Annotated in this window: 18 protein-coding genes; 6 read left to right on the forward strand and 12 right to left on the reverse strand. The window is 72.4% G+C overall.

The window, feature by feature from the left end; genetic code table 11:
- The first annotated feature begins 32 nt into the window (after positions 1-32).
- A complete protein-coding gene (locus Q5530_RS06610) occupies positions 33-2330 on the forward strand; it encodes a M28 family peptidase (RefSeq protein ID WP_415361311.1) in 2298 nt (765 codons plus the stop codon).
- On the opposite strand, the gene Q5530_RS06615 is transcribed toward Q5530_RS06610, so the two are convergent.
- The 3 genes from Q5530_RS06615 to glyA are packed head-to-tail and all read right to left on the reverse strand — an operon-like array spanning position 2294 to position 5664.
- Positions 2294-3871, reverse strand: a complete 1578-nt coding sequence (locus Q5530_RS06615) for an aldehyde dehydrogenase family protein (RefSeq protein ID WP_415361312.1) — start codon at positions 3869-3871, stop codon at positions 2294-2296. The two genes, Q5530_RS06610 and Q5530_RS06615, sit on opposite strands and share 37 nt — an antisense overlap.
- Positions 3872-3873: 2 nt before the next feature.
- The gene (locus tag Q5530_RS06620) at positions 3874-4233 is read right to left on the reverse strand and encodes a nuclear transport factor 2 family protein (protein ID WP_415361313.1); all 360 of its coding nucleotides are present in this window, start codon (positions 4231-4233) and stop codon (positions 3874-3876) included.
- Between the two features lie 57 nt (positions 4234-4290).
- Positions 4291-5664 (reverse strand): serine hydroxymethyltransferase, encoded by a 1374-nt coding sequence (gene glyA, locus Q5530_RS06625; RefSeq protein ID WP_415361314.1) that lies wholly within the window; start codon positions 5662-5664, stop codon positions 4291-4293.
- A gap of 214 nt (positions 5665-5878) precedes the next feature.
- Here glyA and Q5530_RS06630 point away from each other — a divergent pair, with 214 nt between their 5' ends.
- Positions 5879-7750, forward strand: coding sequence for a BTAD domain-containing putative transcriptional regulator (locus tag Q5530_RS06630; RefSeq protein ID WP_415361315.1), 1872 nt, complete (start codon positions 5879-5881; stop codon positions 7748-7750).
- Between the two features lie 49 nt (positions 7751-7799).
- Here Q5530_RS06630 and Q5530_RS06635 read toward each other — a convergent pair whose 3' ends face one another.
- The 5 genes from Q5530_RS06635 to Q5530_RS06655 all read right to left on the reverse strand — a co-directional run bounded on the left by Q5530_RS06635 (position 7800) and on the right by Q5530_RS06655 (position 13611).
- Positions 7800-9641 carry a ricin-type beta-trefoil lectin domain protein gene (locus Q5530_RS06635; protein WP_415361316.1) on the reverse strand — a complete coding sequence of 614 codons (1842 nt, stop codon included), beginning with the start codon at positions 9639-9641 and terminating at the stop codon, positions 7800-7802.
- Positions 9642-9756: 115 nt separating this feature from the next.
- Positions 9757-10701: a carbohydrate kinase family protein gene (locus Q5530_RS06640; RefSeq protein WP_415361317.1), complete on the reverse strand. Its 945-nt coding sequence runs from the start codon at positions 10699-10701 to the stop codon at positions 9757-9759.
- Between the two features lie 46 nt (positions 10702-10747).
- Positions 10748-11521 (reverse strand): ATP-binding cassette domain-containing protein, encoded by a 774-nt coding sequence (locus Q5530_RS06645; RefSeq protein ID WP_415361318.1) that lies wholly within the window; start codon positions 11519-11521, stop codon positions 10748-10750.
- Complete coding sequence (locus tag Q5530_RS06650; RefSeq protein WP_415361319.1) at positions 11518-12555, reverse strand: ABC transporter permease; 1038 nt, start codon at positions 12553-12555, stop codon at positions 11518-11520. The genes Q5530_RS06645 and Q5530_RS06650 overlap by 4 nt, the downstream gene beginning before the upstream one ends.
- A gap of 3 nt (positions 12556-12558) precedes the next feature.
- The gene (locus tag Q5530_RS06655; protein WP_415361321.1) at positions 12559-13611 is read right to left on the reverse strand and encodes a sugar ABC transporter substrate-binding protein; all 1053 of its coding nucleotides are present in this window, start codon (positions 13609-13611) and stop codon (positions 12559-12561) included.
- 257 nt (positions 13612-13868) lie between these two features.
- Between Q5530_RS06655 and Q5530_RS06660 the strand changes: the two genes are divergently transcribed.
- A complete protein-coding gene (locus Q5530_RS06660) occupies positions 13869-14912 on the forward strand; it encodes a LacI family DNA-binding transcriptional regulator (RefSeq protein WP_415361323.1) in 1044 nt (347 codons plus the stop codon).
- A 31-nt stretch (positions 14913-14943) separates the two neighbouring features.
- Here the strand turns inward: Q5530_RS06660 and Q5530_RS06665 are convergent, their stop codons facing one another.
- Together Q5530_RS06665 and Q5530_RS06670 are read right to left on the reverse strand one after the other, a co-directional pair.
- Entirely contained in the window at positions 14944-15357 is a 414-nt protein-coding gene (locus tag Q5530_RS06665) for a YybH family protein (protein WP_415361325.1), read from the reverse strand.
- Between the two features lie 103 nt (positions 15358-15460).
- The gene (locus Q5530_RS06670; protein WP_415361326.1) at positions 15461-17857 is read right to left on the reverse strand and encodes a N,N-dimethylformamidase beta subunit family domain-containing protein; all 2397 of its coding nucleotides are present in this window, start codon (positions 17855-17857) and stop codon (positions 15461-15463) included.
- Positions 17858-18301: 444 nt separating this feature from the next.
- Between Q5530_RS06670 and Q5530_RS06675 the strand changes: the two genes are divergently transcribed.
- Both Q5530_RS06675 and Q5530_RS06680 read left to right on the forward strand, forming a co-directional pair.
- Positions 18302-18652, forward strand: a complete 351-nt coding sequence (locus Q5530_RS06675) for an STAS domain-containing protein (RefSeq protein ID WP_415361327.1) — start codon at positions 18302-18304, stop codon at positions 18650-18652.
- 111 nt (positions 18653-18763) lie between these two features.
- Positions 18764-19975, forward strand: a complete 1212-nt coding sequence (locus Q5530_RS06680) for a PP2C family protein-serine/threonine phosphatase (protein ID WP_415361328.1) — start codon at positions 18764-18766, stop codon at positions 19973-19975.
- Between the two features lie 133 nt (positions 19976-20108).
- Here the strand turns inward: Q5530_RS06680 and Q5530_RS06685 are convergent, their stop codons facing one another.
- A complete protein-coding gene (locus Q5530_RS06685; RefSeq protein ID WP_415361330.1) occupies positions 20109-21224 on the reverse strand; it encodes a dihydroorotase in 1116 nt (371 codons plus the stop codon).
- Positions 21225-21283: 59 nt separating this feature from the next.
- On the opposite strand from Q5530_RS06685, the gene Q5530_RS06690 reads away from it, so the two are divergent.
- Positions 21284-21622 (forward strand): hypothetical protein, encoded by a 339-nt coding sequence (locus tag Q5530_RS06690; RefSeq protein ID WP_415361331.1) that lies wholly within the window; start codon positions 21284-21286, stop codon positions 21620-21622.
- 101 nt (positions 21623-21723) lie between these two features.
- On the opposite strand, the gene Q5530_RS06695 is transcribed toward Q5530_RS06690, so the two are convergent.
- Positions 21724-22890 carry an FAD-dependent oxidoreductase gene (locus tag Q5530_RS06695; RefSeq protein ID WP_415361332.1) on the reverse strand — a complete coding sequence of 389 codons (1167 nt, stop codon included), beginning with the start codon at positions 22888-22890 and terminating at the stop codon, positions 21724-21726.
- Positions 22891-22894: the final 4 nt, after the last annotated feature.

The raw sequence follows: 22894 nt of genomic DNA on the forward strand, positions 1-22894 counted from the left end.
TGGAGAACGCTGACTACGCGAAGGCTGGAACAGTGCTGAATTCGACCCGTGCCGCGGTCCGGGACCGCCGACACGCGCTCACGTGGGCGGTCATCGGCCTGCTCGTCGCGGCGCCGTTCCTGCTCGCGCACCTGAACGTGAAGCCCGCACCCGACGGCGACGCGGGCAGGCGCGCGCTCGCGACCGTGTCCGAGTTGCAGGAACTCGGCCCCCGGGTGGTCGGCAACGAGGCGTTGGCGCGGGGCCTCGACCTGGTGGCCCGCGAGCTGGAGGCGATCCCGGGGTTGCAGGTGCAGCGCCAGAACGCGTCGGGCACCTCCCGGTTCGACGACCGCGACATCGCGTACACCGTCGACAACGTGGTGGCCAGGCAGCAGGGCGCCGGTGACGACGCCCTGCTGGTCAACGTCCACGTCGACTCCGCGTTCGAGGGACCGGGCGCCGCCGACGACGGGGTCGCCGTCGGCGCGCTGATCGAGGCCGCCCGCGAGCTGGCGGGCGTCGACCGGCAGCGCTCGGTGGTCTACCTGTTCAACGGCGGCGAGGAAGTGGGGCTGGCGGGCTCGAACGCCTTCCTCCAGCACCCGTGGGCGAAGACCGTCCGCTGGTACCTGAACCTGGAGGCGGTCGGGTCGTCCGGTCTGCCGATCATGTTCCACGCCGGCGAGGACGACGGCGGGATGATCGAGCTGGTCGGCGACACGCCCCGGCCCCACGGCACCGTCGTCGGTCAGGAGCTGTTCGACGCCGGCCTGATCAACTCCGACACGGACAGCAGGGTGTGGCGCGCGGAGGGGTGGTCCGGCCTCGACTACGCGGTGTTCGGGGACGGCTACGCCTACCACACGCCGGCGGACCGGGTCGAGCGCATCGGGCCCGGGGTGGCCCAGGCGTACGTCGACCTGGTGACCCGGTTCGCCGGGGACGTGGCGGACGGCGCCGAGGTCGCGGGCGAGGCGCCCAACCCCGCCTACGTCGACGTGCAGTCGCGGTGGTGGGTGACGTTCGACCCGGTGGTGACGAAGGTCTGGACCCTCGCGCTGCTGCTCGCCCTGGTCGTGCTGGTGTGGTGGGCGGGCCGGTCCTGGGCCGTCCCGGCCCGGCGGGTGGTCGCCTCGGCCGCCGCGGCGCTGCTCGGCGTCCTGCTCGCGGTGCCGGCGGGCGCCGTCGTGGGCGGCGCCCTGTGGCTGGTCGGCGGCTCGCACGCCTGGTACGCGAAGCCGTGGCTGGTGTACGTGGCGCTGCTCCCGCCCACCGTCGTCGGCGCGCTGCTGCCTCAGGTCCTCCTGCGCCGCCGCGCCCTGCGCCGCGCCCCGGACCGCGACGACGGGGCCGAGGTGGTCCTGCTGGGCAACGCCGCGGTGGTCACCGCGCTCGGCGTCGCCACCGCCTGGCTCGACTTCGGACCCGGCTACCTGCTGTGGGTCGGCAGCGCCTTCCTGGTCGTGTCCCTCGGGCCGGCCGTCGTGCTGCCCGAGCGGTGGCGGGCGCTCCCGCTCGTCCTGACCACGGCGGCGCAGTGCCTGCTGGTCGCGGAGTTCGCGCGCGGCCTGCTGGAGCTGGCGGTGCCGCAGCTGGGCAGGCTGCCCACCGCGATCCCGATGGACCCGGTCCTGGGGGTGGTGGTCGCGGTCGTGGGCGTCCTGCTGGCGGTCGCCTTCGCGCCGTTCGTGTTCCACGCGGGCCACGTCCGGCGGTTCGTCGCGGCCGCGACCGCGATCACCGCGGTCGGCCTGGTGATCGGGGCGTTCTCCACGCCCTACGACGCCGAGCACCCCAAGTACGTCGCCGCCTTCCACACCCAGACCGACGGTGAGCCCGCGCGGATCGAGCTGGAGGGGCGGGACTTCCACACCCCGCAGGCCCTCGGCCTGGTGGACGAGGTGGCGGCCGGGACCGGTCTGGCCGTCGTCGACGGCGCGCTCGTCGCGGAAGACGTGCGGGCCCCGTCCGGGACCGTCGAGTTCACGACCGCCGGACCGACCCAACCGCTCCGGGTGGCCGTCGGACCGAACCCGGCGAGCCTGGTCCGCATCACGGTGACCGGCGCGGTCCGCTCGATCGACGGCCGGCCCTTCGAGGGCGGCGAGGCCGTGCTCGACCTCGTCGGCAGGCCCGGCGGCCACACCGCGGCGATCGAGCGCACCGGCCCGGTCCGGATCGAGGTCGACCAGGTGTTCCCGTCCACCGGCCCGGACGTGGCGAAGGTGCTCGGCGCGCTGCCCGACTGGGTCGTCGGGCACGGTCGCACGATCGTCCAGCGCACCTTCGCCGATCCCGGTTGCGAGCGGGATCAGCCTTGCCCGGTCCAGGCGGTGGGGAGCCGGTAGTCCAGGTCCGGTTCGATGGTGAGCACGTCCACCTGCGCCTTCTGCAACGCCCCGGAGAAGTCCCAGTTCATCGACTGCCACCGGGTGAACTGGTCCAGCACCCAGATCCCGGACTGGCGGCTGCCGTTGCCGGACCGCCCGTTGCCGCCGAACGGCAGGTGCGCCTCCGCGCCCGAGGTGGAGTTGTTCACGCTGACCATGCCCGCGCCGACGCCCTGCCGGAACCGGAACGCGGTCGCCGGGTCGTTGGTGTAGACGGCGGACGAGAGGCCGTAGCCGGGCGCGTTGGCCAGCTCGATCGCCTCGTCCAGCGTCCGGTACCCGGTGACCCCGACGATCGGCCCGAACGCCTCCTCGGTGAAGACCCGGTCGTCCGGGCGGACCCCGTCGAGCAGCACCGGGTGGTAGTAGAGCCCGTTCGACGGGTCGCCGAGGAAACCGTCGCGGGGCGCCGCGGCGGTGATCCGCCCGGTGGCGGTCGAACCGAGCACCGCGTGGTGGTCACCGATCCAGCCGAGCACGTCCTCGAAGGACCGGGCGAACCGCTCGTCCAGCAGCGGTCCGTACACCACCTCCCCGGTCGGGTCGCCCACCGGCGCGGACCGCACGGCGTCGGTGAGCCGCCGCACGAACTCCGCGCGGACGTCGACGTGCGCCAGCACGGTGCCCAACGACGTGCAGCGCTGGCCCGCGGTGCCGTAGCCCGAGAACAGCGCCGCCTCCACCGCGAGGTCGAGATCGGCGTCGGGCGCGACGACCATGGGGTTCTTCCCGCCCAGCTCCAGGCACGGGGACTGGAGGAACCGGCCGCACAGCTCGCCGACCCGCCTGCCGACCTCGGTGGAGCCGGTGAAGCCGACCTTGTCCACCAGGCCCTCCCCCAGCGCCAGCTCCAGGCCGTCGAAGGTGGACTCCCCGTCGGCGTGCACGACGTTCAGCACGCCCGCGGGCACCCCCGCCCGCCAGGCCAGCTCGGCCAGTGCCCTGGCGGAGGCGGCGGCGTACTCCGCGGGTTTCCAGACGACCGCGTTGCCGCACAGCAGCGCCGGGGCGAGGTACCAGGACGGTACCGCCACCGGGAAGTTGCCCGCGGTGACGATCGCGGCGACCCCGACCGGCACGCGGAAGGTGAACAGCTGCTTGTCCGGCATCTCCGAGGGCACGGTCTGCCCGTAGAGGCGCCTGCCCTCGCCGAGGAAGAAGTCGCAGGTGTCGATGATCTCCTGGACCTCGCCGAGCGCCTCGGCCCGCGGCTTGCCGATCTCCCTGGTGACCAGCCGGGCCAGCTCGTCCTTGTTGGCGCGGACCAGTTGGCCGAAGGCGCCCAGCACCTGCCCGCGCACCGGGGCCGGCACGCGGGCCCACTCCCGCTGCGCCCGCCGGGCGACCGCGCAGGCGTCGCGCAGCACCGACGCGCCCGCGAGCTCGACCTCGGCGACCACGTCGTCCAGGGTGGCGGGGTTGCGCGAGGAGAACACGGTCCCGCCCGCGACCTCGGCGCCGTCGACCACCGAGCGGATTCGGGAGGGGTTGTCGGTCATGGTCACACCACCGGAGCGTGGAAGAAGGTGATCCGCCGCGAGATCAGGCCGTCGGCGGCGAGGGTGAAGAAGTCGGCGAAGCGCAGCTTGGCCTCGCTGCCGTCCTTGAGCACCCCGGCGAACTCGCCGTGCACCGCCACCACCGACTCCTCGGCGGTGACCTGCTCCAGCGTGTGCGTACCGGAGGAGATGACCCGCTGCCCGCCGTAGAACTCGGCCAGCGCGTCCCGGCCGCGCATGACGGGGTACCCGGGCCGGTCGTAGACGACGTCCGGCGCGAACAGCGCCAGCAGCCCGTCGACCTCGCCCGCGTCGACGCGCTCGTAGTAGCGGCGCACCTGTGCCGCGGTGCCCTCTTCCACGGCTCCCCGTTCCACGGCCCCCGGTCCCCCAGCACTCATCGCGGCCCCTCCGTCACGTCATCGGTATCCGGCGACGGGCCTGCGCCGGCACATCTCCCGGACCAGCGCCGCGGTGCGCTCCCGCAGCTCCGCGGGCAGCTCGTAGGTGGTGTTCGAGGTGGCCCGCGTGGCGGTCAGCACCTCGACGACCAGGTCGGCCACCCGGGTCACGTCGTCGGTGTCGAACTCGCGGGCCGCCATGCCGTTGCTCCCGAAGCGCACCCCGGACGCCACCTGCGCCGGGTGCGCGTCGCCGACGATCCGGTTCTTGTTCACGAGGACGCCGCACTCCTCCAGCGCCTTCTCGGCGTTGATCCCGGTGATGCCGAACGAGGACAGCACGTCGGCCACGACGATGTGGTTGTCGGTACCGCCCGAGATCACCCGGACACCGCGCGTGACCAACTCCGCCGCGAGCGCCGCCGCGAGCGAGCGGATCCGACCCATCGTCTCGGTGAAACCCGGGCCGGTCACGGCCCCGAGCGCGTACGCCTTGCCCGCGATGCTGTTGACGATCGGCGCGCCCTGCATGAGCGGGAAGACACCGCTCTGCATGGTCTGGGCGAGCGTGCGGCCGCCGGGCAGCCGCAGGTCGGCCGACTCGCCGAGCAGGACGAGGCCGCCGCGGGGACCGTAGAGCTGCTTGTGCGTGCACGTCGTCACCACGTGCGCGTGGTCGATCGGCGAGGGGTGCAGCCCGGCCACGACGAGACCGGCGATGTGCGAGATGTCGGCGAGCAGGTACGCGCCCACCTCGTCGGCGATCTCCCGGAACGCCGCCCAGTCGAGCACCCGCGGGTAGGCCGTCGTCCCGGCGATGATGAGCCGGGGCCGGTGCGCGCGCGCCTTGGCGCGGACCTCGTCGTAGTCGATCAGCCCGTCGGGCCCGAGCCCGTAGCCGTACGCGGTGAACACGCGCCCGGAGACGTTGACCGGGGCCCCGTGGCTGAGGTGGCCGCCCGCATCCAGGTCGAGGCCCAGGATCGGGTCGTGCGGCTCCAGCAGCGAGGTCATCACCACCTGGTTGGCGGTGCTCGCCGAGTGCGGCTGCACGTTGGCGTAGCGGGCGCCGAACGCGAGCACGGCCCGGTCGATGGCCAACTGCTCGACCTTGTCGACGTTGACGCAGCCCGCGTGGAACCTCCGCCCCGGGTACCCCTCGGCGGTGACGTTGGCGAACGCGCTCCCCTCCGCCAGCAGCGCGGCGGGCCTCGCCGGGCTGCACGACGCGACCAGGGCCAACGTGTCCCGCTGCCGCACGAGTTCGTCGCCGAGCAGGTGGAGCAGGGCGGGGTCGGATGCCTCCAGGTCGCCGACCGCGTCCGCGTAGAACGCGGACAGCCGGGCGGCCGGTCGAGTGGCCGCCAGCGGTGGATCTGCGACATGGGTCACGAATCGTCCAATCCGGTGGCGTTCGCCCTGGTCGGGCAACACTGTGCTCGTCGACCCCCACCCTCGCACAGCGCGCTGTTCGCGCTCTGTGCTTTTGCTGTGCTTGTCCCTGGTTTAAGTTGAGCTCCCTGTTGGACTCCGAGTCGGGGGGCCTGGCATGCGGTTCAAGGTGTTGGGGCCATTGGAGGTTTGGAACGGGACGGCCTGGGTAGGCGTGAGCGCGCCGAAAGCGCGCGCCCTGCTCGCCACGTTGTTGTGCAACCCCAACCAGGTCGTGTCGACCGAGAAGCTCGTCGACGAGCTGTGGCCCGAGGGCGCCCCGAGCGGTTCCACCAACCAGGTCCACCGGTTGGTCAGCAGGCTCCGCCGGACGTTCGGTGTGGACGGCCGGGACCTGTTGGTCACCCGCGCTCCCGGCTACCAGTTGGTGGTGGACGAACAGGACGTCGACGCGAGCCTGGTCGAGTCCATGGTCAAGGCGGGTCGGCAGGAACTGCGCGACGGCGCCCCGGAGCGGGCGGCCGCCCTGCTGCGCGACGCGCTCGTCCACTGGCGCGGCCCGGTGCTCGCCGACGTGCCGGCCAGCGCGCTGATCGAGGGCGAGGCCACCAGGCTCACCGAGCTGCACCAGGTCGCGCTGGAGGTGCGCATCGACTGCGACCTGGCCTGCGGCAAACACGCGGAGCTGATCGGCGAGCTGCGCGGGCTGGTGGCGTCCGACCCGCTGCGGGAGCGAACGTGGGCCCAGCTCATCACCGCCCAGCACCGATCCGGTCGCAAGGCCGAGGCCCTCAAGTCCTACGAGAACCTGCGCGACACCCTCGCCACCGAACTCGGCATCGACCCGTCACCACAGGTGGACCAACTCCGTGACGCGCTGCTGACCACCGAACAACAGCGCGTCGTCGAAAGACCCGCCGCCGTCGAACCCACCGGGCAGCCGAGCGGACCGGGTTCGCCGGCGCCCGCGCAGCTCCCGCCCGACGTCGCCGCGTTCATCGGCCGCGAGGACGAGCTGGCCCGGCTGACGGGTGTGCTGCGCCGCGCACCCGACACCCACGCGGGGGCGCCGGTGGTCAGCGTGATCAGCGGGATGGCGGGCGTCGGCAAGACCGCGCTGGCCGTCCACTGGGCACACCGGGTCCGCGACCACTACCCCGACGGCCAGCTCCACCTCGACCTGCACGGCTTCGACGCCGGGACGAGACCGGTCGAGCCCGCGGAGGCGCTGCGCAGGCTGGCGTGCTCGCTCGGCGTACCCGCCCACCGCATCCCGGACGGTGTGGACGAACGGTCCGCGCTCCTGCGCTCCGAACTGTCGGGCAGGCGGGTGCTGATCCTGCTCGACGACGCCGCCGCGGCGGCCCAGGTCCAGCCGCTGATCCCCGCCGCACCCGGTTGCCTGGTCCTGGTCACCAGCCGTCGCGACCTGCTCACCCTCGCCAACACCCGACCGCTCCGCCTGGCCGTCCCGCCCACCGCGGACGCGGTCCGCCTGCTCAACCGCGCCGCGGGCCTGGCCGATCCGGCGGCGACACCGCTGGCCGCGGACATCGTCGAACTCTGCGGCAGGCTTCCGCTCGCGGTCCGGATGGCGGGCGCGCGGTTGCGCTCGCGGGCCAGCTGGTCGCCGGCCCACCTCGCCGAGCGCCTCGCCGACCGGTGGTGGCGGCTGCACGGTCTGCGCGCCGACGGCAAGACCATCGCCGGCGCGTTCCAGACCTCCTACCTGTCGCTCGACAGCCAGCAGTGCCGCATGTTCCGGCTGGTGAGCCTGCACCCTGGTGCCGATGTCGAACCACGCGCCGCCGCGGTGCTCGCGGGCACCACGGTCGAGCAGGCCGACCGCCTCCTGGAGGACCTGGTGGACGCGCACCTGCTCGACCAGCCGACGGCGGGCCGGTACGCCTTCCACCCCCTGCTCCGCGACTACGCGACCACCCTGGTCGCCGACGCGGCACCCGATGCCACCCACCGCGCCGCGCTCGAACTCCCCCCGGTGGCCCGGAGCCTGTCCCGGCACGGTCCGACGGGCTCCGAGGGAAGTCGCCCGTGGCACCACCGGAGGAGCACCCCGACGAGTTGACGGCTCGTGCGGTCCGGCCGGCCCCGGGCCGGTGATCCGGCGGCCGGCCTCAGCCGGTCGGCGTGCTCCACTGCTGGTTCGGGCCTCCGACGCAGTCCCAGACCTGCACCGGGCGGCCGTTGGTGGCGTCGCCTTCGGCGAGGTCGAGGCAGCGCTTGGACCACGCGTTCTGGTACTGGTTGGCGCCGATGCGGATCCAGCGCTGGTTGTCACCGCCCCAGCACGGGTAGGTCTTGAGCTTCGCGCCGTTGCCGATGGTCTCGCCGGGCTGGTCGAGGCACTCGTTGCCGATCTTGATCTTCCCGGCGGCGGTGAAGGTCCAGCGCTGGTTGGTGCCGTTCCAGCAGTCCCGGATGTTCACCAGGGCCGTGGCGTTGTCGCGGTCGACGCACTTGTTGGTGCCGTTCCACTTGATCGTGCCGATGCCCTGGTCCGGTCCGCCCGCCGCGTTCGTCCACGCCTTGCTCAGCCGCCGGAAGGTCAGCGATTCGATGCGGACCGTGCCGTTGTTGGCGTAGGCGCGGATGCCGAGGCTGCCGCTGGAGGAGTCGAAGTTGACGTTGTCGGTGACGGAGACCCTGCCGTCGTTGCCGAAGGTCTCCAGCTGGCCGCGGTCGACGAGGACCCGCAGCTTGACCCGGTTGTTCACCGGTGGCATGGGGGCGTCGGCGAGGGTCTGCCGGACGCGGTCGTAGCCGATCGCGGCGTCGCGCGTGCCGTTGGCGCGGCGGTGCAGTTCGAAGCCGAAGTCGGTGGCCGTGGCCCCGGTGAGGTCGTAGGTCGCCTCGATCTCGTAGGTGTCGGCGCTGGTGCCGTTGAAGGGGTTGGTGACGAGGTCGTTGGAGATGGTCAGGTTGGTCCACGTCTGCGCGGGTTGGCGGATGGTGGAGATCTCACCGACGGGGTTGCGGGTCACCCGGATGCCTTCGGGGAACGTCCTGAGCCCGAGCTGCGCGGGGAAGGAGGCGTTGCCGGTCCAGGTGCTGCCCTTGTTGCCGGGCTGCCAGAACATCTGGACCACCCGGTTGGTGGGCGTGTTGGTGAAGGTGAGGCCGGCGTAGGCGGTCCCGCCGAAGTCGGTGCGACCCACGTCCATCCGTTGTGGACGCGACCAGCCGGCGTCCGGCACGAAGACGCCCGCGCTGTTCAGCGTGCCGATGACGTATTCGCCGCTGGCGTCCTGCAAGACCCATTTCTGGTTGCCGGTGTTGCCGTCGACCGGGAGTTGGTAGAGGTCGGGGCACTCGAAGAGCCAGTCGGCGCGGTACTCGCCGCGGTAGGTCCAGTTGAGCAGGTTCGTGGAGCTGTAGAACTTGGCGGTGTTGCCGCCCTCGTTGCCCCAGAAGACCATGCCCCAGCGGTTGCGCGCGGCGTCCCAGTAGACCTTCGGGTCGCGGGACTCGTACGGGGTGGAGATGACCTTGGCGCCGCCGTTGTACATGCGGAACGTGCGGGCGCCGTCGGTGCTGTGGGCGATGGAGACGCCGTTGGTGTTGGTGAACAGCAGGATCGGGGCGTCGGCGCCGGTCTTGAGGCCGGTGGCGTTGTTGTGGTCGACCCAGCCGCCGCCGGAGAACAGGGTGGCGTTGTGCAGGCCCGGTTCCAGGGCGATCGGTTTCTGGGTCCAGTGCACGAGATCCGGGCTGGTCGCGTGGCCCCAGTGCATGGTGTCCCACTGCGAACTGTGCGGGTTGTGCTGGTAGAACAGGTGGTAGACGCCGTTGTGGTACAGCGGCGCGTTCACGTCGTTCATCCAGCCGCCCTGCGAGCTGAAGTGGAACTGGCCGCGCAACGGCTCGTTGTAGTCGGTCGCGTCGTAGGGGTACTCCGGGTAGGGCGCCGCCTGTGCCGAGGGGGCGGCGATCGCCGAGGTGACGACCAGTGCCGCCACTGCCGACAGGGTGGTGACGCGACGCCACAGTGCTCTCGTCAGGGTGAATCTGGGCATGCTTGCCTCACTTCACATCTGTGGGAAGAGGGAGCGCGCCTCGGGTGACCGGCCGCGTTCAGCAGGTCGCCGGCCGGACCTCGGCGGGGAGCAGTTCGTCGAACCACGGGGAGTCGGCGCCGGGGCGGGTGCAGGTGATGGCCGCGACGCGTTGGGCGTAGGTGAGGGTGTCGGTGAGTTCGGCGTGGGTCAGGGTGGTCAGGTTGGTGCGGGTGAGCAGGTCGTCGCGGTCGAGGGCGGCCAGCAGGCCGGCCGTGAAGGCGTCCCCGGCGCCGACGGTGTCGGTGATGTCGACGGGCAGGGCGGGCAGGTCGACCTGACCGGTGGGGCTGGAGGCGTGGACGCCTTCGGGGCCGCGGGTGACGACGACGAGCGCCGGTCCCTGTTCGTGCCACTCGGCCACGACGTCGGCCAGGGGGCGGTCGGGTGCGATCCACCGCAGGTCGTCGGCGCTGACCTTGACGATGTCGGTCATGCCGAGCCACCGCCGCAGCCGGGCGCGCACGGCCGCGTGGTCGTGGATGAGCACCGGGCGGATGTTGGGATCGAGGCTGATGACCCGGTGGGGGTGTTCGCGGGAGAGCAGGGTCTCGAACGCGCCGGCCATCGGCTCGACCGCGAGGGCGAAGGAGCCGCCCACGTGCAGTGCCGCGTCCGGCGGGAGGGCGGCCGGCAGGTCGGCCGGCTGCCAGCCGCCGTCGGCGCAGCCGTCGATGTAGAAGGAGTAGTCGGCCACGCCGTGCTGGTCGACGTCCACCACGGCGAGCGTGGTCGGCGCGGTCGACTCGGCGGTGTGGCGGAGGTCGACGTTGGAGGTCTCCAGGTGGGCGCGCAGCAGCGCGCCCAGGCGGTCGTCGGCCAGGCGCGCCAGCAGCGCGGTCGGCGTGCCGAGCCGGCCGAGGCCGACGGCGGTGTTGGCCGGGCTGCCGCCGGGGAGGGGACGGTAGCCGCCGACGCGGTCGGGCACCAGGTCGACGAGCGCCTCGCCGGCAACGATGATCATGTCCTGTTCCTTGTCGGGGAAGCGGTGGTGGAGCCGGGGTGAGGTGTCAGGCGACCTGGTCGGGCGGCTCCATCGCGCCGGTCATGATGGCGACCGCGTCGGACATGGAGATGGTCCTCGGGTCGACCACGGCTTTGCGGCGGCCGAGGCGTTGGATGTGGACGCGGTCGGCGACCTCGAAGACGTGCGGCATGTTGTGGCTGATCAGGATGACCGGCAGGCCGCGGTCGCGGACCTGGAGGACCAGGTCGAGCACCGCGCGGGACTCGCGGACGCCGAGGGCGGCGGTGGGCTCGTCCATGATCACCACGCGGCTGCCGAACGCGGCGGCCCGCGCCACGGCGACGGCCTGCCGCTGGCCACCGGACAGGGTTTCGACGGCTTGGGCGGGGTTCTGGACGGTCATGATGCCCAGGGCGTCGAGCTGCCGCCGCGCCTCCTCGCGCATCCCGTTGCGGTCGAGCATCCGGAACACCGTCCCGAGCACGCCCTTGCGGCGGCGCTCGCGGCCGAGGAACAGGTTGGCGGCGATGTCCAGCGACGGCGAGACGGCCAGGGACTGGTGCACCGTCTCGATGCCCGCGTCCCGGGCGTCGATCGGCGAGGTGAACGACACCGGCTCCCCGTCGACCAGGATTTCGCCCTCGTCCGGGACGAGTGCCCCGGACAGCGCCTTGATCAGGCTGGACTTCCCGGCGCCGTTGTCGCCGATGACGGCCAGGATCTCGCCGGGCAGCAGTTCGAGGTCGGCGCCGGCCAGGGCGGTGACCCTGCCGTACCGCTTGACCAGGCCGCGGGCCTGGAGGACGGGCGTGGTCACGGCTTCACCTTCCTGATCCACTGGTCCAGCGAGACGGCGACGATGATCAGCACGCCGACGGCCATGGTCTGCCACAGCACGTCCACGCCGGCCAGGGCGAGGCCGTTGCGGAACACGCCGACGATCAGCGCGCCGATGAGCGAGCCGACGATGGCGCCACGCCCGCCGAAGAGGCTGGTGCCGCCGATGACCACGGCGGTGATGGAGTCGAGGTTGTCCAGCTGCCCGGCCTGCGGGCTGGCCGACGCGATGCGCCCGATCAGCACCCACGCCGCCAGCGCGTACACCAGACCTGCCACCGCGTAGACGCTGAGCAGCACGCGGCCGGTGCGGATGCCGGACAGGCGGGAGGCTTCGAGGTCGTCGCCGGTGGCGTAGACGTGCCGACCCCACGCGGTGTTCTTCAGCGCGAACGCCATCGCGGCGACCAGCACCACCATCATGACCGAGCCGTAGGTGATGCGCGTGCCGCCGATGGCGAACGTCTCACCGGTCCACAGCAGCAGCGACGGCATCTCCGTGCCGCGGATGGTGGCGCTCTCGGAGTACCAGAGGTTGAGCGCGAAGAACACGTTGAGCGTGCCGAGGGTGACGATGAACGGCGGCAGCTTCAGCCGCGTGACCAGCAGGCCGTTGAGCAGGCCGCACAGCGTGCCGACCAGGAAGCCCAGCAGCAGGGCGGGCAGGCCCGGCAGCCCGGTGTCCGCCGCCACCTTCGCCATCACGATCGAGGTGAGCACCATGATCGCGCCGCAGGACAGGTCGATGCCGGCGGTGAGGATGACGATGGTCTGGCCGACGGCGAGGGTGCCGATGACCGCGACCTGTTGCAGGACCAGGGAGATGTTGCCGGGGGTGAGGAACCGCTCGGACAGCAGGGCGAACACCACGACCGAGACCAGCAGCACCACGGCGGGGCCGATGGTGGCCTGCGAGTGCAGCAGGTGCTGGAGCCGGGCGAGGGGCGAGCGCCCGGTGTTCCCGTCGAACGGGTTGCCGCCGGTCGGGTGGCTCTTGGACAACGTCGTCGACATGTCTCAGCCCCAGCAGTTCTCAAGGCCCCAGGCGGAGTCCTTCGACTCCACGCCGGTCGCCGGCTGATCGGTGATCAGGGTGACGCCGGTGTCGACGAAGTCCTTGCCCGCGGTGTTCTGCGGCTTCGTGCCGTCCTGGGCGAACTTCGCGATCGCCTCCACGCCCAGCTGGGCCATCTTCAGCGGGTACTGCTGCGAGGTCGCGCCGATGATCCCCGACTTGACGTTCTGCACACCGGGGCAGCCGCCGTCGACCGAGACGATCGTGACGTCCTTCTCCTTGCCCGCGGCCTTCAACGCCTCGTACGCGCCCGCCGCCGCGGGCTCGTTGATCGTGTAGACGAGGTTGATCCCGGGATCCTTCTGGAGCAGGTTCTCCATCGCCGTCCGGCCGCCCTCCGGGGCGCCGTCGGTGACGTCGTGGCCGACGATGCGCGGGTCGTCCTCGTCGCCGATCTTCGCCTTGTCCTCGACGTCGACGCCGAAGCCCTCCAGGAAGCCCTGGTCGCGCTGCACGTCCACGGACACCTGGTTGGGGTTGAGGTCCAGCAGGGCGATCTTCGCCTGCCTGCCCTCGGCCTCGAACTTCGCCTTCGCCCACTGACCGATCAGCAGCCCGGCCCGGTAGTTGTCGGTGGCGAAGGTCGCGTCGGCGGCGTCGGCGGGTTCGAGCTGGGTGTCCAGGGCGATGACCAGCAGCCCGGCCTGCCGCGCCTTGTCCACCGACGGCACGATGGCCTTGGAGTCGTTGGGCGTGATCAGGATGCCCTCGGCCCCGGCGCCGATCAGGTTCTCGACCGCGTCGACCTGGGACTGGTTGTCGCCGTCCTGCTTGCCCGCGAACGACTGCACCGCCGCACCCGTGCCGCTCGCGGCCTGCTGCGCGCCTTCCTTCATCTTCACGAAGAACGGGTTCGTGTCGGTCTTGGTCACCAGTCCGACGAGCGTGCCGCCACCGGCCGCGTCGCCACCGTCCCCGCACCCGGTGACCAGCGCCAGCAAGGACGCCGACACCAGCGCCGTGAGCCTGACGCCCATCCGCGACCGTCCGGTCATGTCTCCTCCTACGTCAACGTTGACGTAACAGACCTCCGGGCACGACGAGTTCCCGTGCGGGTATCCGTTACGCGGTCAGCAGTGGAAATAGCCGTACTTCCGGCCCCGTCAGGACGCTCCGAGGAAGTGGGGCTTTCGTTAAGTCATCGTTGACGCTAGCTTCGTGGTCCAGGTCACGACAAGCCGCCGTTACGCAAGCGTTACTCAGAATGGGGCAGGGGTCCATGGATGTACGGGGTGCACGGCGGGAGCCGACCATGCGGGACGTCGCCGCGCTCGCCAAGGTCAGCACGAAGACGGTGTCGCGGGTGATCAACGACCTGCCCGGCGCGGGCCCCGAGGTCGTCGAACGGGTCCGCGCGGCCGCCCGCACCCTGGGCTACCGGCCGAACCTGACCGCCAGCAGCCTGCGCCGCGCCGACCGGCGCAGCGCCACCATCGGCGTGCTGCTGGAGGACCTGTCCAACCCCTTCGACGCCGCCCTCCTGCGGGCGGTCGAGGACCGGGCGAGGCAGAACGACGTGCTGGTGCTGGCCGGCAGCAGCGAGGACGACCCGGAACTCCAGCGCGAACTGCTCACCTCCCTGGCCACCCGCCGCGTCGACGGCGTGGTCGTCATGGCCGCCGGCGGCCACCAGGACGCCCTCCAGCAGGAACGCGAACGGGGCACGCCGATGGTCCTGGTGGACCGTCCGCCGACGTTCGACGGCACCGACAGCGTCACCACCACCAACCGCGACGGCTCCCGGGAGGCCGTGCTCCAACTCGCGGGCCTCGGTCACCGGCGCATCGCCTTCCTCGGCGACCGCCAGACGCTGTGGACCAGCCAGGAGCGCTACACCGGCTACCTGGAGGGGCTCGCCCGCGCCGGTCTGACCCTGCGCGCGGAACTCGTCCGCACCGACCTGCGCGGTCCCGACGCCGCGGCGACCGCCACCGCGGCCCTGTTCGACCTGGACGAGCCGCCGACCGCGCTGTTCACCGCGCAGAACCTGGTCACCGTCGGCGCGATGCGCGCCCTGCGCGACCGCGACCTGCACCGCTCGGTCGCGCTCATCGGCTTCGACGACTTCCCCCTGGCCGACATGCTCGAACCCGGCGTCACGGTGCTGCGCCAGGACGTCCCCGCCCTCGGCCGCAAGGCCGCGGAACTGATCTTCAACCGCATCACGGGCGAGCAGTCCCCACCCACGCACGCGGTCGTCCCTGCCACCCTCGTCCAGCGGGGTTCGGGCGAGATCCCGCCGCCACCCGGCCGGGACGGGTCGCGACCGCGCGTGCTCGCGCACCGGCCGCGATGAGGCCCGTGCCGGCGGCGGTGCGGCGGATTCGTCAGCGCGCCCGTTCCCAGAGGGGGAGGCGGAACGTCGCGTAGGTGAACTTGCCGGTGATCCGCCCCGCGGGATCGAAGTGGAAGACGTCCAGGCCGTGCCGCTGGACGCGGCCGCCGTGGCGGATCCGGGCGAACCACCGCAGCGGCGGGATCGCGCGCCGACCGTGCTCGCCGGTCAGGTCCAGTCGGCACGCCCAGCGGATCGTGGCCCGGCCGCGGGACTCGTCGATCACCCGGTCGTACACGTCGAAGGTCATCGCGCCGTAGCGGCCGGCGAACTGCGGCGCGAACTCCGCCCGGATCGCCGCGAGGCCACGCAGTTCGGGGCCGTGACCGGGCAGGTAGCGGGCGTCCTCGGCGAAGAAGGACATCACCCGGTCGAGGTCGGGCTCCGGGTCGTTGAAGGCGGACACGAAGGCGTCGATGGTCTGGCCGAGGTCGGCACCGGTGGTCGTGAACCTGCCGTTCGAAGCGGTGGTGGGGTGTGATCGACCCCGATGCCAACGGGGCTCGGACTCAGCCCCTCGCCGTCGGGGCCCACACCACGTCCACCCAGTAGTGGGCGTCCTCCGCGCTCCGGTCGGGGAACCCGGCGCCGTAGCGGTACAGGCCGTTGGGGCCGTCGACGCCGCTCGGCAGCGCGGTGAGCGGTTCGAGGTGGGTCCGCAGGCGGCTGAAGTGGCTGAAGTACTCGATGTTGGTGGAGTAGCGGCCGGTCGGGGACAGGTAGGACACGACGTGGGTGGTGTTCGCCGCGACCGCCACCGGGGTCGCGAACAGCAGGGTCTGCCAGCCGCTCGCGGTCTCGTTGGTGAACGTGCCGGTGGCCAGGCGCTGACCGGTCGGGGTCCACAGGCTGCCGGTGTGCCTGCCGGTGTTGCCGGAGCTCTTGTAGAACCGCACGCCGCGCACGTAGCCGCTCCGGTCGGCACGCCACTTGACGCCCAGCTCCAGCGCGGAGCCGTCGGAGAGTTCGAGCTCCGCCGGCCGGTCGTCGTTGGTCCACATGCCGCACGGGCAGGTCCGCGCCGACGTGGTGGGCGTGGCCGTGACGGGCGCGGAGAGGTTGAGCGAGTCGTCGACCGCGCGCACGCGCAGGCTCGCCGGGCCGGACCTGGCCGGGGTGTGGGTGTGGCTCCACGTGCCGCGCCCCGGCTGCCACACCGCCGGGTGCCAGGACTCGCCGTCGGTGGACACCTCGACGCCGGCGACCTGGCCGGCCGCGTCGGCGACCGTGCCGGAGAAGGTGTAGGCGGCGCCGACGGTGGAGAGGGCGGGCACGGTGGTGAGCGCCACGACGGGCGGCGCGGTGTCGGTGCTCGCGGTGGCCGCCCGGAGGGTGGGCTGGAGCGTGGCGGGCTGCGCGCCCATGTCGGCCAGGAAGTTGACCGTGGCCTGCCGCATCCGGACGTCGGACGTCGGCGTGTTGGTCAGGAAGGCGTGCTCGTCGTCCACGCCCCACGCCCACTGGACCGTCCCCGCGCCGAACACCAGCGACCCGCTCGGGTGCCGGTAGTAGGTGACCGAGTGGGTCGCCGTCCCCGAGACGTAGAGGTCACCGTGGTTCTTCAGGAGGTACGCGCCGCTCAGGGCCACGGTCGTCGACGACATCTTCGCCACGCCGGCGGGCTGGAACCCGTTGTCCGGCACCGTGTTCCACTCGTAGCCGAGGGTTCCGGGCCGGAACGTGTGGGTGGAGCCGGCGGCCATGTCCTGGAGGTCGGTGTGCCGCCACAGCCGCATCTTCCCGTACGCGGCGGGCACCTGGAGGCGGTCGTCGCGGCGGCCGTTGACGGTGAAGGTGTTGCCCAGCAACGCGTTCTCCGGTCGGCCGCCGTCCTGCGGCGGGCTGTGGCGCGGGTCGCGCCAGGTGCCGGTCCAGTCGTCCAGCCCGTCGTCCTGCGCGCCCTTGGTCTCCTTGTAGCAGGCCAGGGTGCGCCAGTCGGTGCGCGAGGAGTCGACGGACTTCTCCCAGCGGGTCTTCCAGAAGATCTCGTTGCCGGTCAGGAACGCCAGGTGCACCCCCGCGTCCCGGGCGGCCTCGACGTTGGCGCGCTGCTCCTCCGACCAGTACTCGTCGTGACCCACCGCCATGAACACCCGGTGGTTCCGGATCAGGTGCCCGCGCCGCGCCGAGTCCACGTCGGTGGTGTAGCTCAGGTCGTAACCGTTGCGCTCCAGGAACCGCAGCATCGGGTACTCGGCGTTGAAGATGAAGTTCTCCTCGCCGTCACCGCCGGTGTAGGGCCGGTTGTAGCTCACCTTGTACGCCTGACCACCCTGCCCCGGACCGTCGCCGAAGTACAAACTGTTGCCGCCGTACCGGTTGTACGCCGCCCACGTCGAGTCGGAGGTCTGGAACAGGATCTTCGACGTGCTGGTGTCGTCGCGCACCACGAACACGATCTCGTTCATCGCGCCGGTGTCGTCGCGCCGCAGCCGCGCGTAGTAGATGCCCGACACGGCGTCGAGCGGCACGGTCCAGCCGGCCGACACCGCCCAGTTGCCGCAGTCGATCAGCGCGCTGCCGTCCGTGCCGCGCAGGCACGCGGGCTGGGTCGAGCCGCCGCCGTGCGCGGCCGAGTCGATCAGCCGCGCCCCCGCTCCCCCGTACCAGCCGAGCCGGTAGACGTCCACGCGGTAGGCCGTCGCGCTGGTCTTCACCTTGAAGTCGACCCGGCTGCCGGGGGTCGCGCTGATGTCCGTGGTGAAGCCGACGATGGACGGGTCGCGGTAGGCCACCTGCCAGTCGGACGCACCGGGCTTGGTGTTCTCGCACGCCACCTGGTTGACCACCGGCGCGTCGCACACCGCCGCCGCGGCGGCGGGCTGCGCATGGACGGGTCTCGGCCGGGCGTCGCCCACCGCCACGACGGACGCCGCCACCAGAACGAGCACCACGAGGGCGCGCATCGACAACACCCGGGATCTGAGCGGCCTCTCCTGTCGTGCCGACACGACTCCCCCTCGAATAACAGGCCCCCGAAGTACCGGCAGATGCGCGACACGAATGAACCGAACGCCGCCGAAACCGGTGCCGCTGACCGGAAATTGCGCCAGGGAAATCTATCAGACCAGCTTCTACCTGGGACAACGCCCTCACTCGTTCGGCCGCCTCCGCCACCGCACAATGACCGCACATCCGCATCGGCAATCGACCTCGCGGACGCATCCGGGCGGCCCTGGACCACTCCGGAACTCGGCCGCCCGAAATGGGCTTTCCGGCCGAACGGCGTCCGTTCCGACCGGGGCACCGGTGAAGTCGGGGCGAACCAGTACCCGTGTGGGTGACGAACAGCGGGTAACGACCGTGTGCGTCGTCGCGATAACCAGGCGCCGGCGAAGGGGCCACCCCGAATGAGCACCACCACCGCAGTGCCCGACGCCGGAGTGCGCCGTTGTGCCGTCGACCTCTCCGGGACCGCCACCGGCGAGGTGGTGCTGAGGGTGACCGGCGGGGTGCCCTACCCGATGGTGGGCGAACTGCTGGAGGGCTTCTTCCGGGTGCTGGACACCGACGCGCCCGCGGTGGTGGTGGACCTGACCGGGGTCGGGCTGCTGTGCAGCGAGGCCGCGTACGCGCTGTCCGCGCTGGCCCGCTGGTGCGACCGGTCGGGACGCGCGCTGCGCCTGGTGCCCTCACCGGTCGTGCGCCGCAAGGTGGCCGTGCTGGGTCTGCTGGACGCCGTACCGCTCACCCCGTCCTGAAGCCCGTCCCCCGGCGGACCGCGCCACCGGCGAGCCGCGTGCTCCGGGCGGCGTGGCCGATGACGGCGTGGCCGATGTGGTTGGCTGGACCTCCAGTCGTCGGAGGTTGCCGTGAGCGGTGGGGTGTTGGAACCGGGTGACGTGCTGGGGGCGGCCGAGAGCGCACCGCCGGCGGACTCGGTCGAGGTGGTCGCGCGTGACCTGGCGAAGCGGTTCGACGCCTTCGACGTGTCGTTCCTGCTGGTCGACCTCGTCGACGAGCAGCTGGTGCGGCTGACCTCGACGGCGGAGACCGCGCACGGGTGGGGCGCGGAGCGCGTCGACCTGAGGGGCAGCGCCTACGAGGAGGTGCTGCGCACCCAGCAGCCGTGGCAGGAGCGGGACGGCGACGGGGTGCGGGTGGTGCTGCCGGTGACCAACCGCGGCGACAGCGTCGGCGTGCTGGAGGTGACCGTGCCGTCCCTCGACGAGGCCGTGCTGGCACAGCTGGGGCGAGCCGCGCACGCGCTGGCCTACGTCATCGTCGCCGACCGCCGCTTCACCGACCTCTACCACTCCGGCCGGCGCACCACCCCGATGAGCCTGGCCGCGGAGATCCAGCACCAGCTGCTGCCCACGGCGTCCTGCTGCGAGGCGGCCCAGTTCACCGTCGCCGGCGCCCTGGTGCCCGCCGACGACATCGGCGGCGACACCTACGACTACACCCTGGACCGCGACACCCTGCACCTGTCGATGACCGATGCCGTCGGCCACGACGTGACCTCGGCGCTCACCGCGACCCTGCTGGTCGGCGCGCTGCGCGGCGCCCGCAGGGCCGGCCACGACCTGGCCGAGCAGGCGCGGCAGGCCAACCAGGCCCTGCTGGACCACGGCGGGAGATCGCTGGCGACCGGGCTGCTGCTGCGCGTCGACCTGCACCGGGGGCGGTGCGAGCTGGTCAACGCCGGTCATCCCCCACCGCTGCTGCTGCGCGACGGCGTGGTGCGACCGGTCGAGCTGGAGATCGACCTGCTCTTCGGCGTCCAGCCGCGCCGGTACCGGGTGCAGCGGCTCGACCTGCGCCCCGGCGACCGGCTGGTGCTGATCACCGACGGCATGTTCGAACGCGACGCCGCCGACGCCGACCTGCCGGCGCTGATCCGCGACACCGCCGGGCTGCACGTCAGGGAGGTGGTGCGGGCGGTGACCAGGGCGGTGCGCCACGCCTGCGACGACCACCTCCAGGACGACGCCACCGTGCTCTGCCTGGACTGGCACGGGACCGACCGCACCCAGCGCCACGCCGACAACGGCGCCGACACGGACACCGCCTCACCCGCTTGACGTCCCGGGCGGTCGGGGCCACCCACCCCGTCGTCCGGGTCGTGCCCGAACCGGGTCTTCGGCGAGGACGGACCACGCCCGGCCGACGGGGCGGGTGGCCCCGCGACCGGGTGCGGCGGCGCGTCGCGGGTGGTCAGGTCGTCGGGCGGGACAGGTACCGGCCGGCGGGCTCGCCCACCACCTCGCCGTCCTGGAGGATCCGCCGTCCGCGCAGGAACGTGTCCGTGACCCGCGCCGTCAGCTCGAAGCCCTCGAACGGCGTGTACTCCTGGGTCGACTCCGAGTCCTCGGCCCGCACCACCCACGGGTGGTCGGGGTCGACCAGGGCGATGTCCGCGTCGTAACCGACGTCGAGGTCGCCCTTGGTGCGCAGGCCGCAGCGCCGGGCCGGGTTCGCCGACACCAGTTCCGCCACGCGGTGCATCGGCAGGCCGCGCCGCAGTCCCCCGGTGACCAGGCCGGCCGGCAGGTACTCCGTGCCGCCGAAGCCGGACTCGGCGACGAACACGTCCTCGCGCGGGTCGCCGAACTTCGTCTCGTCGCGGCAGCACGCGTGGTCGCTGACCACCCAGTCGATCGTGCCGTCGGCGACGTACTCCCACAGCGCCTCCACGTCGTCGCGGTCGCGCAGCGGCGGGTTGACCTTGCCGCCCAGGCCGTGCGCCGTGCGGAAGTCCGCCAGCTCCGGGAACCGCTCGCGGGCGGCCTGGATGCCGCGCATCACGAACTCGAAGTGGGCGTAGTCGTACCGCTCCCCCTCCGGGATCATCAGGAACGAGCTCTGGTCCTTCGACTTCCCGCGCAGGCCGTGCGAGCCGTAGAACATGAACACCTTGAACGACGGCACGCCGAACGCCTCGACCAGCTCGGGGATCTCCTCGACGTGCCCGCGCATCATCGGCGCCAGGTGGAACCCGTAGTCCACGTGCGCGCGGCCCCGCCCGGTCTCCAGCACCTCGGGGAAGAACGTGGCGTAGTCGCCGCCCTTGTTGAGGTAGTGCTGCCCGGTCCGCATGTAGGTCAACGCCGTGGTCACGCCGCCCTGGGCGCACGCCCGGCTCTCCGAGGCCACGTCCGCGCCCAGCTCGTTGTAGATGCCCCGGTGCTGGTGGGCGTCGACCACGCCGGGGAACGCGAGCCGGCCGCCGCCGTCCACGACCTCGTCGGCGTCCTCGGCGCCCAGGTCGGGCGAGATCGCGGCGACCTTCCCGTCCCGCACGCCGATCGAGGTGCGCACGACGTCCGCCACGCGAGCTGCGCCTGCGCCCCGACGACCGGCGCAGCGAACTGCACGGCATCCGCCTCCAGGTGGTGCTGGCCTCCGCCGCGGCGGGCCTGGCGGCGCCGATCGGCCCCGTCGAGACCGACGTGCACGACACCGAGCGGCTCGTGGAGACCACGACCACGTTGCTGCGGCAGGGTTTCCGCGCCCGCACGGCGCTGCACCCCCGCCAGGTCGGGACGATCAACGCCGTCTTCACCCCCACCCCGGCGGAGGTCGCCGAAGCCACCGCGCTGGTGCGGGGCTTCACCGGGGACGTCGCGGTGGACCGCACCGGGCGCTTCGTGGACCCGGCCGTCCTGCGCACGGCCCACGAGGTCCTCGCCCGCGCGACCCCGCCGCCCCCCGACGCGCCACCCGGCTGATCGGGGTCACCGCCACCCTCACGCCGGGACCGACGGCCCCGGGACGCGGGACCGGAGCGCGTCCCCGGCAGGCGCGGGACCACCCGCGGCGCCGCCGCCCGTCAGGAGGCGGGCACCGGCTCCGTGCTGAAGATCGGGTCGTCCCTCGTCGCCCCCGCCATCTTGGTGAAGAACTTCTCCACCTTCACCGGGTCGTCGGCGATGGCCCGCAGCACGCCCAACCGCCGGTCCGGCGTCAACCGCGCGACCGTCAGCGTGTCCTGGTACACCCCGGTGAACAACCGGGCCCGCTCGTCGGCGAACCGCCGCAGCGCCACCCCCAGCGCGGGCTCGTCGTGCAGCCCCGTCCCGACGCAGTCCACCAGCAGCTGCGCCTGCCGGAACGCGTCGGTGATGCCGTTGGCCATGATCGAGTCCTTGTGGTGCCCGGCGTCCCCGACGAGCACCCAGCCCGCGCCGAACGCCCGCCGGAAGAAGTTGCGCTGCGCGCCGGTCCCGTACAGCCGCTCCGCCTGCGCCCCGTCGACCACCTGGGCGTGCAGCCCCGGCGCCACGGCCCGCAGGTTCTCCAGGTACGCCGCCATCGCGTCCATCCGCACGCTCGGGTACTCGGCCTGCGGGAAGTAGGCCGCCACCAGCGTCAGACCGTCGTGCGTCGGCACGCAGCCCGCCCACCTGCCGCGCGCCCCGTAAGCCTCGAAACCCGCCTGCACGTCCTCCCAGAAGGAGTAGTAGACGCAGGTCATCTCGGGGTCCTCGACCTCGTACTCGGCGCCCACCGCCGCCGCCACGCGGGAGCGCATCCCGTCGGCCCCCACCACGAGCCGGGCCCGCTCCTCGAAGCCGCGGCCGCGCACGCCGACCGCCCGGCCGCCCTCGTCGAACAGCACGTCCTCGACCCCGCACTCCGGGCGGAACTCGACCCCGGCGGCCACGGCGGCGTCGAGCAGGATCCGGTCGAGCACGTACCGGCGCGGGGCGTAGGCGGCGCGGATGCCGTTGACCGGCATCGAGCACCCGACCAGCCGGACGTCCTCCACCTGGTGCAGCGCGGAGGTGATCGGCGGGCAGCCGGACCCCACGAGCGCGTCGAGCAGGCCCCAGCGGTGCAGCAGGGCGATGCCCGGCTGGTGGATGTAGAGCGTGGAGAGCGTGTCGCGGGGGAGCTTGGCGCGGTCGAGCAGGAGCACCCGGTAGCCCGCGCGGGCGAAGAGCATGGCGGTGGGCGCGCCTCCGCAGCGCGCCCCCACCACGATGATGTCGTACACGGGA

The organism is Saccharothrix sp. BKS2 (assembly GCF_047689505.1).
GTDB lineage: Bacteria > Actinomycetota > Actinomycetes > Mycobacteriales > Pseudonocardiaceae > Actinosynnema > Actinosynnema lopnurensis.